Source organism: Bacillus sp. ISL-57 (assembly GCF_018613135.1).
Lineage (GTDB): Bacteria > Bacillota > Bacilli > Bacillales > DSM-1321 > Peribacillus > Peribacillus frigoritolerans.
The window spans coordinates 66,553-81,524 of the sequence record NZ_JAGGQV010000017.1; the positions used below are offsets into that span (position 1 = coordinate 66,553).

Sequence of the window (14,972 nt, forward strand, 5' to 3'; positions counted from 1 at the left end):
AGTGATTCAACGGAAAGCTCATCGTATGAGAGTGATTCAACGGAAAGCTCCTCGTACGAGAGTGATTCAACGGAAAGCTCCTCGTACGAAAGTGATTCAACGGAGAGTTCATCAGATGAAAGCAGTTCAACGGAGAGTTCATCAGATGAAAGCAGCTCAACGGAGAGTTCATCAGATGAAAGCAGTTCAACGGAAAGTTCATCAGATGAAGGCAATTCAAATGAAATCCTTTCCGCTGGAAATTCAGCTGAGAGTGAGGAAAATGGCACTCCTCGTCGTGTGAATATATTTAAGAAAATGTGGCTGGATAATATGATTAAAGCATCGAAGGGTATCTATAAAGACGAAGATTGACCATACAGGTACAGCAACCAAAGAGTTGTTGTGCCTTCTTTTGTAAAGGGACATGCCGCTAGACCCGTACTTGACTCTAGGATTGTAATCCATTTACTAGATACGGGAAGCCTGTTTTTTCTGCGGGGAAAATTGGCCAAGCAAGGCGATCAGAGGGAATTTAGCTTAAGCGGTTTCTTAAGGAAGAACCTAACCGGAGTGTTCGGCTGACAATTGTACATATTGCCTATAATGATTAAAACACAATGGTTTATTGGTGGTTTTTTGCGGGATATTGGTCAATATATTGAACTGGAACTCTTTGGAAAGATTCATGAGTTCGGATTTTAATAGACGTGGAATGTAGCTGTACACTTTTCTGTTTACAAACCAATAAACCGGTCCGTGCTCAATTTAGTTTGCGTCCGTTTGATTAGTGGGATGATCAGTGCGGTGAAAGATGGCTTCATTGAGATGATGAATGGACAATGGGGAGGAAGTTTTGTCAACATGAGGCATGTTGAAAGTTTTCAATAAAAAAACTCCGGATTGGAAGTGATCCGGAGTTATTTCTTTTTCTCGATATTTTCATAGACCGAGGCAAGTGCTTGTTCAAATTTCCCGCTCTTTTTCGGTTTGTAATATTTTTTGCTGCGCAGTTTGTCCGGTAAGTATTGCTGTTTCACCCAGCCATTCTCGTAGTCATGCGGATAAAGGTAGTCGATGCCGCGGCCGAGTTCTGTGGCCCCTTTGTAATGGGCATCCTTAAGATGATCTGGTACATCGCCGCTATGGCCGCTGCGGATGTCTGATAGAGCTGCATCGATTGCGACGATGGCCGTGTTCGATTTAGGTGATAGGCATAATTCGATCACTGAGTTGGCAAGTGGAATCCGGGCTTCAGGGAAACCGAGTCGTTCAGCGGCTTCGACGGCAGCGAGGGCCCTGGGGCCAGCCTGGGGATTGGCAAGAGCTATGTCTTCGTAAGCGATGACGACCAAGCGGCGGGCGATGCTGACAAGATCGCCGGCTTCGACCAAGCGACCCAAATAATGAAGGGCTGCATTCACATCACTGCCGCGAATGGATTTTTGGAAAGCCGACAGGACATCATAGTGGGCATCTCCATCCTTGTCATGCGAGAAGCTTTTTTTCTGCATGCATTCCTCGGCAATTTGCAGATCTATATGAATGGTTCCGGACTCATCGGGTTCTGTGGAAATGACGGCGAGTTCAAGTGCGTTAAGGGCACTGCGGACATCTCCGTTCGAAGCAGTCGCGAAATGGGTAAGGGCATCAAAGCTGACCTCGGTTTTATATGCACCAAGTCCCCGCTCTTCATCATGAAGTGCCCGTTCCAGCGCTTTGGTTATATCATCGGTTACCAATGATTTGAGCTCGAAAATCTGGCACCGGCTTCTGATGGCCGGGTTGATGGCATGATAGGGATTGCTGGTCGTTGCACCGATCAGGGTGATCATCCCGTTTTCAAGATAAGGCAATAGGAAGTCCTGCTTCGCCTTATCGAGCCGATGAACCTCATCAAGCAGCAAAATCACTTTACCGGACATTTTAGCTTCGGCTGCCACGATTTCCATATCCTTTTTATTATTGGTCACTGCGTTCAGCGTCCGGAACGCAAACTTCGTGCTTCCGGCAATCGCACTTGCGATCGATGTCTTGCCAATTCCCGGCGGACCATACAGGATCATGGAAGAAAGCTGCTTGGCTTTTACCATCCTTGCGATAATTTTTCCTTCACCGACCAGATGCTCCTGCCCGATGATCTCATCAATCGATCGAGGCCGCATCCGGAAAGCAAGCGGTTTAATATTCATTGCGCACCTCTCCTTTTTATATAAGGTATCACAACTGATGGGGTAAATGCGCTGATTATGCTATAAAAAGAGGGGGATTTCCCATTATGGCAGTCTCGAATGATTCGATCATGCCCCTCGAAAGGTTTACATTTCATTCTTTATTTCCACTTAACCTACCTCTCCAATTAGGATAATTTGACAAAGGAAGGGCGGGTGAATGCATTTCCGGCGGGAATATGCTATAATTTCAAAAGAATTTAGAAACGGATAAATAATTTGAGGTGTATATGTATGAAGATATCTACTAAAGGCCGTTATGGTTTGACGATCATGATCGAGCTTGCTAAACATTATGGAGAAGGCCCGAAGAGTTTGAAATCGATTGCCCAGACGCATAATTTGTCGGAGCATTATTTGGAGCAGTTGATTGCGCCGCTTCGTAATGCGGGGTTGGTGAAGAGTGTCCGCGGTGCTTATGGCGGGTATGTCCTGTCTAAGGATCCTCAGGAGATTACTTCGGGTGATGTCATTCGTGTATTGGAAGGGCCGATTACGCCTGTTGAGGGAATAGAGGATGAAGAGCCGGTGAAGCGTCAGCTTTGGATCAGGATTCGCGATGCCGTGAAGGATGTATTGGATAATACGACGCTTATGGATTTGGCGAGCTACAAGGATACGGGTGAAATCGATTCTTATATGTACTATATTTAATTGATCAGCAATGCGCCTATTATGTAGGCGCTTGCGTTTTTTAATGGAGGCGACAAAAAAGTGGACAGAATATATTTAGATCATGCTGCGACTTCACCGATGCATCCGAATGTGATCGATACGATGATGAGGGTCATGAGCAATGATTTCGGAAACCCGTCGAGCATTCATGCTTTTGGACGGGAGGCGCGGCATGTTTTGGATGAAGCGCGTTCGAGCATTGCAGCGAGCATCGGTGCCGGGCGGAATGAAATCATTTTCACGAGCGGCGGAACCGAGGCTGATAATACGGCGATCATTGGTGTTGCGAATGCTTATAAAGAACAAGGGAAGCACATCATTACGACGGAGATTGAGCATCATGCGGTCTTGCATACTTGCCAATACCTGGAGAAGTCTGGCTTTGAGGTCACATATTTACCTGTGAATGAAGCGGGGCTTATTTCAATTGCCGATTTAAAGGCGGCATTGAGGGATGACACGATCTTGGTTTCAGTGATGTTCGGCAATAATGAGGTGGGGACGATCCAGCCGATTGCTGAAATAGGGCAGGTGCTCAAGGGTCATCAAGCCATTTTCCATACGGATGCGGTCCAGGCATATGGTTTGATCTCTATCGATGTTCGTGAGCTGGGTGTGGATTTGCTGAGTGTATCCGCGCATAAAATCAACGGTCCCAAGGGAATCGGCTTTCTTTATATTCGTGAAGGATTGAAGCTGAATCCGCATTTATATGGCGGGGAACAAGAACGCAAGCGCCGTGCTGGTACGGAGAGTGTGCCGGCAATTGCCGGTTTTTCAGAAGCTGTTATAATTGCACAGAGCACGATGGAAAAGAAAAAGGAGCAATACAAGCGATTCAAAGACGTATTGCTTGCCGTCTTTGATGAGGCGGATGTACAATATGAAATTAACGGATCCATGGAACAGTCGCTGCCGCATTTGCTGAATGTTAGTTTTCCGGGTACGAATGTGGAATCGATGCTCGTAAATATGGACTTGGCAGGTGTTGCTGTATCGAGCGGGTCCGCTTGTACTGCCGGGTCAATCGATCCGTCGCATGTGCTTGTGGCGATGTTCGGGAAAGATTCGGAGCGGACGAAGAATTCGATTCGTTTCAGCTTCGGTTTGAACAACACGGAAGAGGAAGTAAGGCAGGCGGCTGAAACCACCGTGAAAATCGTTAACAGATTAGTGAGAAGATAATTCTTACTTTAAATAAATGAGGTGACAGAATGAGAAAAGCACCACAGGACACCCGCGTCGTCGTGGGTATGTCAGGAGGCGTGGATTCTTCTGTGTCAGCCCTGCTATTGAAGAATCAAGGCTATGATGTGGTCGGGATTTTCATGAAGAACTGGGATGATACAGATGAAAACGGAGTCTGTACGGCAACGGAAGATTACAATGATGTAATTGCCGTTTGTAATCAAATCGGCATCCCTTATTATGCGGTCAATTTTGAAAAGCAGTATTGGGATAAAGTTTTCACTTATTTCCTGGATGAGTATAAAGCGGGCCGTACCCCGAATCCGGATGTAATGTGCAATAAGGAAATCAAGTTCAAGGCCTTTCTTGAACACGCGGTAAGCCTTGGTGCCGATTATGTGGCTACAGGTCATTACGCACAGGTTGAATACCGGGATGGCGAATACAAAATGCTGCGCGGTGTCGATAATAATAAAGATCAGACGTACTTCTTGAACCAGCTTACTCAAGAACAGTTGGAAAAAGTCATGTTTCCGCTTGGACATATTGATAAGAAGGAAGTCCGTGAAATTGCGAAAGAAGCGGGTCTTGCCACTGCAACGAAAAAAGATTCCACAGGAATCTGTTTTATCGGTGAACGCAATTTCAAAGAGTTTTTAAGCAATTACCTCCCAGCTCAGCCCGGTGATATGGTCACGATGGATGGCAAGGTTATGGGCAAGCATGACGGATTGATGTATTACACGATCGGTCAGCGTCACGGTCTGGGAATTGGCGGCAGCGGCGATCCTTGGTTTGTTGCGGGTAAAGACTTGAAGCGCAATGTACTGTATGTGTGTCAAGGCTTTGATAATGATGTGCTGTATTCCAATTCCCTTCGTGCCGTGAATGTCAGCTGGGTGGCGGAACATGTGCCTGCCGATGAATTTACATGCACGGCAAAATTCAGGTACCGTCAGGACGATAGCGGTGTTAAGGTGAAAGTCTTGGACAATGGTGATGTCGAAGTCATCTTTGATGAGCCAGTCCGTGCGATCACACCTGGACAAGCAGTCGTCTTCTATGATGGTGAAGTGTGCCTTGGCGGCGGTACGATTGATGAAGTATTTAAAAAAGGTGAAAAACTGACTTACGTAGGGTAAAATAATCATGTCCCCAGCTGTGTTTGCGGTTGGGGACTTCTTTTGGATTGCGGGTGACCGCCTGAATTCGACCACTGGCTTATGCTATACTTTTTATTATGAAAATGGAGTGTGAATGGATATGGACAAGAATCAACAAGGTATTGAATTTATGCAGCAAGGCAAATACGAAGAAGCGGCAAAAGTTTTTAATGAGGCTATCGAGGAAAATCCGAATGAGCCTGTTGCTTACATAAACTTTGGAAATGTATTGACTGCCGTCGGTGAAACGGAAAAAGCGGTCAAGTTTTACAAAAAGGCGATCGAGCTGGATGAAAATGCAGCAGCGGCGTACTATTCATTAGGAAACTTATATTATGAATCTGATTCTAAACTGGTCGAAGCGAAGGATATGTTTGAAAAGGCCATCCGCCTGGGACTGGATAACAGCGATGCTTACTTCATGCTTGGATTGACATTGATGGCATTGGATCAACCGAAACTGGCGATGCCTTATCTGCAGAGAACGGTGGAGCTGAGCCCTGAGGATGTTGATGCAAGATTCCAATATGCGTTATGTCTTGCTAATGCGGAATTGTATGATGAATTGATCAATCAACTGAATAAAGTTGTGGAACAGGATCCAGGCCATGCGGATGCTTATTATAATTTAGGCGTTGCGTTTGCAGGGTATCGTGAGGATGCCAAGGCCGCGATGGTTTATTTTGATAAGGCTTTGGAAGCACAGCCTGACCATATGCTTGCAGCGCACGGTAAGAAACTGTTGGAAGAAATGAATGCTGAGTAAATAAAAAGCATATGCATGGAAAGGTGGGGAGAAGAGTTGAGCCAGCAAGATTCGTTGGATTTGTTTTCAGAAGAGAAAATGTTCATGAAAGGCAGTCATTTAGTGACGATCTTTCATAATGAAGAAAATATGTACTCGGTTGTGAGAATTCGCGTGCATGAAACGAATCTGAATTATGAAGAGAAGGAAGCGGTCGTAACAGGTTATTTTCCAAGGATGCATGAGGATGAGATCTATATTTTTTATGGGGCCATGAAGGAACATCCGCGTTTTGGCCTTCAATTTCATGTAGAGCATTTTCGCAAGGATCTGCCTCAATCCAAGGAAGGCATCGTCAGTTATTTATCAGGTGACCTTTTCAAGGGCATTGGGAAAAAAACAGCCGAAAGCATTGTCGAGACACTGGGTGATAAGGCCATTTCAAAAATTCTGGCTCAGCCTTCACTGCTAGATGATATCCCGAAGCTATCAGGGGAAAAGGCAAAGGGCCTCTATGATACATTAGTCGAGCATCAAGGTCTGGAGCAGGTTATGATCGCCCTGAATCAATATGGCTTCGGTCCGCAGCTGTCGATGAAAATCTATCAAATGTATAAGCAGGATACGATCACAATGGTTCAGGGAAATCCGTATAAGCTCGTAGAGGATATTGAAGGGATTGGTTTTGGAAGGGCGGATGAGCTTGGGCATCAGCTGGGCATTTCCGGCAGCCACCCCGACCGAATCAAGGCTGCGTGCTTGTATACGCTTGAATCCCAATGTCTCCAGGACGGAAATATCTACATAGAAACCGAGCAGCTTTTGGAAGCGGTCAAACGGCTGCTGGAGGAAAATAAACGGGATCGCATTGAGTTCACCAACATTTCCTCGGAAATAATCGAATTGACGCAAGAGGGGAAAATAGTTGTCGAGGATCAACGAATTTATCCGCCTTCGCTATTCTATTCGGAAAAGGGAATCGTGATGAACATCAAGCGGCTGCTTGCTCAAACCGAGTATGAGGACCAGTTCCCCGAATCGGAGTTCTTGCTGGCACTTGGGGAGCTGGAAGAGCGGTTGGATGTTTCCTATGCCCCGGCCCAAAAGGAAGCGATCCAAACAGCCCTGCAATCACCGATGTTAATCTTGACGGGGGGACCGGGTACCGGTAAGACGACAGTCATCAAAGGCATCGTTGAGCTATATGCAGAGCTGCATGGTGTATCCATGGACATTAACGATTATAAAAAAGAAGGAAGCGATCCTTTTCCATTCGTGCTTGCGGCTCCTACTGGCCGTGCAGCGAAACGTATGGCCGAGTCGACGGGGCTCCCTGCAGTTACGATCCACCGTTTGCTGGGGTGGAACGGGAGTGAAGGCTTTTCCCATGATGAAGATAATCAGCTGGATGGCCGTATCGTGATCATCGATGAGGTTTCGATGGTGGATACTTGGCTGGCCCATCAATTGTTTAAAGCTCTGCCGGAAAATGTCCAAGTGATATTGGTTGGTGATGAAGATCAGCTTCCATCTGTTGGACCTGGGCAGGTTTTAAAGGATTTGCTTGCATCGAATTGTGTACCGACTGTCAGTCTCGAACATATATATCGTCAAGCTGATGGGTCATCGATTATTGAATTGGCCCATGAAATCAAAAAAGGAAGGCTTCCGGAGGATGTCACGAAACAGCAAGAAGATCGATCGTTCATTCGCTGCCAAACCAACCAAATCCCCCAAGTAATCGAGAAAGTGGTTGCCAATGCCAGGACGAAAGGCTTCACTGCCAAAGATATACAGGTGCTGGCTCCCATGTATAGAGGGCCTGCCGGAATTGATGCACTGAATAAAATGCTTCAGGAAGTGTTCAATAGCAATGCGAATGAAAAGCGGCGGGAAATAAAATTCGGAGATGTGATATATAGAACAGGAGATAAGGTGCTTCAACTGGTGAACCAGCCAGAAGAGGGTGTCTTTAATGGCGATATGGGGGAAATCGTGTCCATATTGTTCGCTAAAGAAAATACCGATTCTGTCGATAAAGTGATCATATCGTTCGAAGGCATCGAAGTGACTTACACGAAGCAGGATTTGAACCAGATTACGCATGCCTATTGTTGCTCCATCCATAAGTCGCAGGGAAGCGAATTCCCCATCGTCATTTTACCTGTAGTGAAAAGTTATTACCGGATGCTCCGCCGTAATTTATTGTATACGGCGATTACCCGCAGTAAAAATTTCTTGATCCTATGTGGTGAAGAAGATGCATTCCGTTTAGGGATCGAGCGTAATGATGAGATGCGGCGGAAAACTACTTTGCGTGAAAAGCTGCGGGAGATCTTGAGTGAAGAAGAAATGCCGGTTGAAAAGGGTGAGGTACATCAAGAGGCAAGTTATCTTGACATTCTTATGCATGCTGACCCGATGATCGGGATGGAGAATGTCACGCCATATGATTTTATGTAGGTTCATTTTGATTAATTTTGTTTAAAATTCATGGTTTGGGTGGAACTAATAAGGATATAACTTATATGTGAGCAGGGGGGATTTGATGAAAAAAGGTTGGATAATCGGGATAGTCGTTGTCGTTCTGCTGGTCATTTATGGCGCATCTTCGTACAACGGACTTGTTAGTGCCAGTGAAGACGTCGATAATAAATGGTCACAAGTGGATAATCAATTAAAACGAAGAGCGGATTTGATTCCGAATCTTGTTGAAACGGTGAAGGGTTATGCCTCGCATGAAACGGAAGCCATTAAAGCTGTGAGTGATGCACGCTCGAAGCTGGCAGGTGCCAATTCGACCGAAGATGCGATTGATGCCGATCAAGAATTGAGTGGGGCCTTGAGCCGTCTTTTGGTTGTTGTCGAGAACTATCCGGATTTAAAGGCCAATGAGAACTTTAAAGGTCTCATGGATAGTTTGGAAGGCACGGAAAATCGGCTGACGGTAGCACGAAAAGACTATAATGATGAAGTGACCGACTATAATAAGATGATTAAACGCTTTCCGAAGAATATGATGGCAGGAGCTTTCGGGTTCGATGCCAAACCATATTTTGAAGTGACCGATCAAGAAAAAGAAACGCCAAAGGTTGATTTCGGGAGCGATAAATAATGAAAAAACTCGCTGTGTTTGCGCTATTCTTCATTCTCACGTTCAGTCTAGCAAACGTGGCCGCAGCACAACCTAACATTCCTGAACCAGTTGGGGATATATATGTTCAGGACTTCGCCGGAGTCCTGGATGATCAGGAAAAATCCGAACTCATCGAACTAGGGAAACGATTGGATGATGCCACAAAAGCACAAATTTCCGTTTTGACGGTTGATTCGATGGAAGGGTCCGAGATCGAGGAGTACTCGGTCGAGGCATTTAGATCATTCAAGCTTGGTGATGCCGAGCTGAACAATGGAGTCCTCATCGTGCTGGCCATGGAAGAACAGAAAATCCGAATTGAAGTGGGGTACGGTTTGGAAGGGGCCATTACCGATATAAAATCTGGACAGATTTTGGATGGTGTGGCTATCCCCGCGCTGAAAGAGGGGAAATATGATGTTGCCCTGACGGAGACCTATAAGGCTGTATATAACGACGTCACGAAAGAATACAACCTAGGTGACGAGTTTTATCAAGATCTCTCCGTTCAGCCGGAGTCAGAAACTTTTAAGCCATCAGGTTTACAGATTTTCTTCATTATCATCGTCGTCATCATCGTATTCATCCTCGATGCCAAGTTCTTTAAAGGGTTTTTCCTTCAAACGCTAATCAATATCCTTTTGATATTCATAAGTCGCGGCGGAGGCGGCCGTGGAGGCGGAAGCGGCGGTCCACGGGGCGGCGGCGGCGGAAGTTCCGGTGGCGGAGGTGCCAGCAGGGGCTGGTGAAAACAGGTGGATCTGACCGGGAAACCGGTCTTTTTTTTATGTATGGCCCCTGTGTTGGACCAACAATGGAAAACCTTTCAGCACATCTATTTTCAGGAGTAAAGAGATAATAAAAATGTTCGGAAAGGCGGGATGACCTTGCGGACGTTTTCTTTATTGAAAGGAATGCCGGTTTTTACAATCAAAGGAGAAAGAATCGGCACGGTCCACGATTTATCAATTTCTGAAATGGGAAAGGTAACGGGCTTGGTCGTTCATCAGCAAGCATTGTTCAAAAGAGCTTTTCATTTGAGACTTGACGATATTTCTTCATTCGGTCCAGATGGGATCGTCATCAGCCAGCAAGATTCAATCTTAACGAAAGTACCTGCGGATTCCATTTGCCTATCGAAGGACGAATTATTGGGACGCATGCTGTTTTCAGAAATGGGCGAAGAACTTGGTTTACTGCAGGATGTATATTTCAAGGAAAAAATGGGCACGATTATAGCGTATGAAACAACGGATGGGTTTTTCTCGGAGTCGACAGTGATAGAATCAAAACAGCCGCCTGCATTAGGGAAGGACACCATCATTGTTTCAGTTTATGAACAGTGAGGTGTCCATTTTGGAAATTAAATGTCCGAATTGCCGCAGTAAAGATGTTGGGAAGATTGGCGTAAATCAATATTATTGTTGGAATTGCTTTATTGAAATGACTCTGTCCGAAGGTCTCATCAATACGCACCAAGTCGAGGAAGATGGAAGTTTAAGCTCATTGGACGATTTGTTTGAGGAAAATGACCGCCGCTTCGGTATGTAAATAACGGAAGAGGTGTTTGCAATGGCTAAACGTTCACGCAATACTCTAATGAATATGGGTTCTGACTTGATGAACTCGAAGATGATCAAACGGAACATGAAGAAAATACGCAAAAGATTAAAGTCATTATTATAGCAGGAATGGGTGTCCTGATAATGAGGGCACTCTTTTTTATGTATGAAAACCTTCCGCCTTTCGAACAATAAATGAGCGGGGGGTGTTTATTGTGAGTATTCGGCTAAAGTGGTTTTATCGCCTGGGTTTTTTATTGCTCTTATTTTTCGTCATCTATATTTTTATGAAACTTAAGCCCATGTGGGGACCTGCCGTTACTGTATGTGTGACGGTACTGCTGCCCTTTTTGATCGGTGCGTTCATCAGTTACTTGCTGCACCCTGTAGTGGAATATTTTAATGAGAAAGGGATGCGTCGCTGGCTTTCGATCACGATCATCTATTTGTTGTTTTTCGGGGGGATCGGTTTTGCCGTTTATAAAGGGATTCCAGTGATCGTCAGCCAGGTTCGCGAGCTCTCGGAAAGCGTGCCGGAACTGGTTGAACAGTACCGCGGCAGGATTGATAAGCTCAATCATCAAACGGCGGCCTGGCCGTTCGGAATTCATGAAAGATTCGAAGAGGGTGTCACCCTTTTCGAAGGCTGGCTGAAGCGCATACCTGAAAAGGCGATGGAGTATGCAATGAAGATGATTGATTTCATCGTCCTGATTGCGTTGATTCCATTCATTGCTTTTTATATCCTGAAGGATTTCACCGTTTTAAAAAAAATGGCATGGTATATGACCCCGAAAAAATGGCGCAATCAGGGACGGGCATTCGTTCGTGACGTCGATGCGTCGCTTGGCGGCTATATCCGCGGACAAATCATCGTCTGTGTCGTGATCGGCTTGATTTCCTCGCTGCTCTTCTGGATAGCCGGAATGAAATATCCGCTTCTTTTGGGGGCGATAATCGGAATAACGAATGTCATACCGTATTTCGGACCGATTATTGGGGCCATTCCTGCTGTGGTCATCGCCGCGACAATGTCAGTTAAAATGGTGTTGATCATCGCGGTCATCGTGCTTGTCCTTCAATTTCTTGAAGGAAATATCCTGTCGCCGCTAATAGTCGGTAAAAGCCTTCATATGCATCCGCTGTTCATCATGCTTGCATTATTGGCCGGAGGCGAAATAGGCGGTATCGTCGGCATGGTCCTTTCGATTCCCATCTTGGCTGTGTTGAAAGTTTTTGTACTTCATGCCCGCGTTCACTTTAGAAAGAAGCCGCCCCTTATTGACAAATAAAAGTCTTGTGAATATAATCCATAACATAAGATAATTCGTTGAAGGATGAAGTATGCTGAAGTCCATCTAAAGAGAGGGGTCCCCCAGGCTGAAAGGGACTGCCAGGTGAAGAGCAGCAGAAAGCTAGTCCTGAGAGCAGCTAATACCTGCCGTCACGCCGCGTTAAGGCTTTTATGAAGGTGATGGGCCTGGGATGAATTCCTGCGTCCATAATCAGGGTGGTACCGCGAGTCAACTCTCGTCCCTGTTTTTGGGATGGGGGTTTTTTGTGTGCTCAAAATTACATAATTTTTATAAGGAGGATATATATATGAAGTATTTAACTGGTGCTCAAATCCGCCAAATGTATTTAGACTTTTTTAGTGAAAAAGGACATAACATCGAACCAAGTGCGTCATTGGTTCCTCATGAAGATCCATCATTGCTTTGGATCAATTCCGGGGTGGCGACGTTAAAGAAATATTTTGATGGACGGGTGATTCCTGAAAATCCGAGGATTACGAATGCTCAAAAGGCGATCCGAACAAACGATATTGAAAACGTGGGGAAAACGGCACGTCATCATACGTTTTTCGAAATGCTCGGAAACTTCTCCATTGGTGAATATTTCAAAGAAGAAGCCATTACATGGGCATGGGAATTTTTGACCGATGAAAAATGGATTGGTTTCGACAAAGATAAATTGGCTGTGACGATCCATCCTGAAGATGATGAAGCATTCGAACTTTGGAATAAGAAAATCGGTGTTCCTGCTGAAAGGATCATTCGCCTGGAAGAAAACTTCTGGGATATCGGAGAAGGTCCAAGCGGTCCGAATACGGAGATTTTCTATGACCGCGGACCTGCATACGGCGATGATCCGAATGATCCGGAACTATATCCAGGCGGGGAAAATGAACGTCATCTGGAAGTATGGAATCTTGTATTTTCCCAATTCAACCATAATCCGGACGGTTCTTACACACCGCTTCCAAAGAAAAATATCGATACAGGGATGGGCCTTGAACGTATGGCTTCCGTCGTTCAAGATGTGGCGACGAACTATGATACAGATTTATTCATGCCAATCATCCGCGCAGTCGAAGAGATATCCGATGTGAAGTATGGTGTTGATGCAGATAAAGATGTGGCATTCAAAGTCATTGCCGACCATATTCGTACGGTAGCCTTTGCAGTAGGTGACGGGGCTCTTCCATCCAACGAAGGCCGCGGTTATGTATTGCGCCGTTTACTTCGCAGAGCGGTTCGATATGCTAAGCAAATCAACATCAACCGACCATTCATGTTCGAGCTTGTGACGGTTGTCGGTGAAATCATGAAAGACTTCTATCCTGAAGTCCTCAAGAATAAAGAATTCATTGCAAAAGTAATCAAAAATGAAGAGGAACGCTTCCACGAAACCCTGAATGATGGACTGTCCATCCTTTCCGAGGTCATTAAAAAGGAAAAGGAAAAAGGCAATACGACCATTCCGGGCAGCGATGCATTCCGTTTATATGACACATATGGTTTCCCGATTGAGTTAACGGAAGAGTATGCAGAAGAGGAAGGCATGGCGGTCGATCAAGCTGGATTTGAAAAAGAGATGGATGCTCAGCGTGAACGTGCCCGTTCAGCGCGTCAAGATGTTGATTCCATGCAAATCCAAGGCGGGGTATTGGGCGATATTAAAGTTGAAAGTGAATTTGTCGGATATGATCAAGTTGCTGTCGAATCCAAAGTTGCTGCCATCATTAAAAATGGCGAGCTTGTAACGGAGGCACAAGAAGGAGAAGAAGTTCAAGTGATATTGGACAAGACTCCTTTCTACGCGGAAAGCGGCGGACAAATAGCCGATAAAGGAACGATGGCCAGTGAATCGGTGAAGGTTGATGTCCTTGATGTCCAAAAGGCTCCTAATGGCCAAAATCTGCACCGAGTAGCAGTTACGGCCGGCACGTTAACAGCAGATTCCAATATCGTTGCTGCGGTAAATCAAGAAAATCGCATCCATATCACGAAAAACCATACAGCTACGCACCTTTTGCATCAGGCGTTGAAAGATGTGCTTGGTACACATGTCAACCAAGCTGGTTCACTCGTACAGGCTGAGCGCCTTCGTTTCGATTTCTCTCATTTTGGCCAGATAACGGCGGATGAGATTGAACAAATCGAAACGATTGTAAATGAAAAGATTTGGCAAAGCTTACAAGTGAATACGGATTATAAAAACATCGAAGAAGCCAAGGCTATGGGCGCAATGGCCTTGTTCGGCGAAAAATACGGCAAGATTGTCCGTGTCGTTCAAATAGGCGATTACAGCTTGGAACTTTGCGGCGGTGTCCACGTTCCGAATACAGCGGTGATCGGCTTGTTCAAAATCGTTTCCGAAAGCGGCATCGGTGCAGGAACTCGCCGTATAGAAGCTGTAACGGGTGCCGGGGCGTACAAATTGATGACCGATCAAATCGGTGTCTTGAAGGACGCAGCTGCTAAATTGAAAACGAACTTGAAAGACGTACCTTCAAGAATTGAAACGGTACTGGCAGAAGTGAAGGATCTTCAACGTGAGAATGAAAGCCTTACAGCGAAATTAAGTAATATTGAAGCAAGCAGCCTTGTTACTAACGTAAAAGACGTAAATGGTGTTCAAGTATTGGTGGCGAAGGTTCATGCCACCGACATGAATAATCTGCGTGCAATGGCGGATGATTTGAAACAAAAGCTCGATTCTGTCATTATCGTATTAGGTTCGGCCCAAGGCGATAAAGTCAATTTGATTGCCGGGGTGACCAAGGATTACATCGAACGCGGTTTCCATGCTGGTAAATTGGTGAAAGAAGTTGCCTCCCGTTGCGGCGGTGGCGGTGGCGGACGTCCAGATATGGCTCAAGCCGGCGGAAAAGACCCTGAAAAATTGGATGCAGCACTTAATTTTGTTGAAGAATGGGTCTTATCGATTTCATAATCAATGGAAAGTGTTGTACAATGAAGGTAATAGTGGATTCTGGACGCTGAGGAG

General features: G+C 45.5%; 13 protein-coding genes. 12 read left to right on the forward strand and 1 reads right to left on the reverse strand.

Annotated elements, in window-relative coordinates:
* Nucleotides 1–354: hypothetical protein (locus tag J7I90_RS19855; protein ID WP_214773439.1), on the forward strand; the 354-nt coding region annotated here is incomplete at its 5' end.
* 545 nt (nucleotides 355–899) lie between these two features.
* Here J7I90_RS19855 and J7I90_RS19860 read toward each other — a convergent pair.
* Nucleotides 900–2,165: a replication-associated recombination protein A gene (locus tag J7I90_RS19860; protein WP_214773494.1), complete on the reverse strand. Its 1,266-nt coding sequence runs from the start codon at nucleotides 2,163–2,165 to the stop codon at nucleotides 900–902.
* 279 nt (nucleotides 2,166–2,444) lie between these two features.
* Between J7I90_RS19860 and cymR the strand changes: the two genes are divergently transcribed.
* The 11 genes from cymR (at nucleotide 2,445) to alaS (ending at nucleotide 14,918) form a co-directional block, all read left to right on the forward strand.
* A complete protein-coding gene (gene cymR, locus J7I90_RS19865) occupies nucleotides 2,445–2,864 on the forward strand; it encodes a cysteine metabolism transcriptional regulator CymR (protein WP_034308657.1) in 420 nt (139 codons plus the stop codon).
* 60 nt (nucleotides 2,865–2,924) lie between these two features.
* Nucleotides 2,925–4,070: a cysteine desulfurase family protein gene (locus J7I90_RS19870; RefSeq protein WP_214773440.1), complete on the forward strand. Its 1,146-nt coding sequence runs from the start codon at nucleotides 2,925–2,927 to the stop codon at nucleotides 4,068–4,070.
* Between the two features lie 29 nt (nucleotides 4,071–4,099).
* Nucleotides 4,100–5,215 (forward strand): tRNA 2-thiouridine(34) synthase MnmA, encoded by a 1,116-nt coding sequence (mnmA, locus tag J7I90_RS19875; RefSeq protein WP_214773441.1) that lies wholly within the window; start codon nucleotides 4,100–4,102, stop codon nucleotides 5,213–5,215.
* Between the two features lie 121 nt (nucleotides 5,216–5,336).
* The gene (locus J7I90_RS19880; protein WP_214773442.1) at nucleotides 5,337–6,002 is read left to right on the forward strand and encodes a tetratricopeptide repeat protein; all 666 of its coding nucleotides are present in this window, start codon (nucleotides 5,337–5,339) and stop codon (nucleotides 6,000–6,002) included.
* 36 nt (nucleotides 6,003–6,038) lie between these two features.
* Complete coding sequence (gene recD2 / locus J7I90_RS19885; protein WP_214773443.1) at nucleotides 6,039–8,444, forward strand: SF1B family DNA helicase RecD2; 2,406 nt, start codon at nucleotides 6,039–6,041, stop codon at nucleotides 8,442–8,444.
* An 82-nt stretch (nucleotides 8,445–8,526) separates the two neighbouring features.
* Nucleotides 8,527–9,096, forward strand: a complete 570-nt coding sequence (locus J7I90_RS19890) for a LemA family protein (RefSeq protein WP_396020449.1) — start codon at nucleotides 8,527–8,529, stop codon at nucleotides 9,094–9,096.
* Nucleotides 9,096–9,866, forward strand: a complete 771-nt coding sequence (locus J7I90_RS19895; RefSeq protein ID WP_214773444.1) for a TPM domain-containing protein — start codon at nucleotides 9,096–9,098, stop codon at nucleotides 9,864–9,866. The genes J7I90_RS19890 and J7I90_RS19895 overlap by 1 nt, the downstream gene beginning before the upstream one ends.
* 132 nt (nucleotides 9,867–9,998) lie before the next feature.
* Entirely contained in the window at nucleotides 9,999–10,463 is a 465-nt protein-coding gene (locus J7I90_RS19900; RefSeq protein WP_285289452.1) for a PRC-barrel domain-containing protein, read from the forward strand.
* Nucleotides 10,453–10,668 carry a hypothetical protein gene (locus tag J7I90_RS19905; RefSeq protein ID WP_034311361.1) on the forward strand — a complete coding sequence of 72 codons (216 nt, stop codon included), beginning with the start codon at nucleotides 10,453–10,455 and terminating at the stop codon, nucleotides 10,666–10,668. The genes J7I90_RS19900 and J7I90_RS19905 overlap by 11 nt, the downstream gene beginning before the upstream one ends.
* 226 nt (nucleotides 10,669–10,894) lie before the next feature.
* Nucleotides 10,895–11,971, forward strand: coding sequence for an AI-2E family transporter (locus tag J7I90_RS19910; RefSeq protein WP_214773446.1), 1,077 nt, complete (start codon nucleotides 10,895–10,897; stop codon nucleotides 11,969–11,971).
* 310 nt (nucleotides 11,972–12,281) lie between these two features.
* Entirely contained in the window at nucleotides 12,282–14,918 is a 2,637-nt protein-coding gene (gene alaS, locus J7I90_RS19915) for an alanine--tRNA ligase (protein ID WP_214773447.1), read from the forward strand.
* Nucleotides 14,919–14,972: the final 54 nt, after the last annotated feature.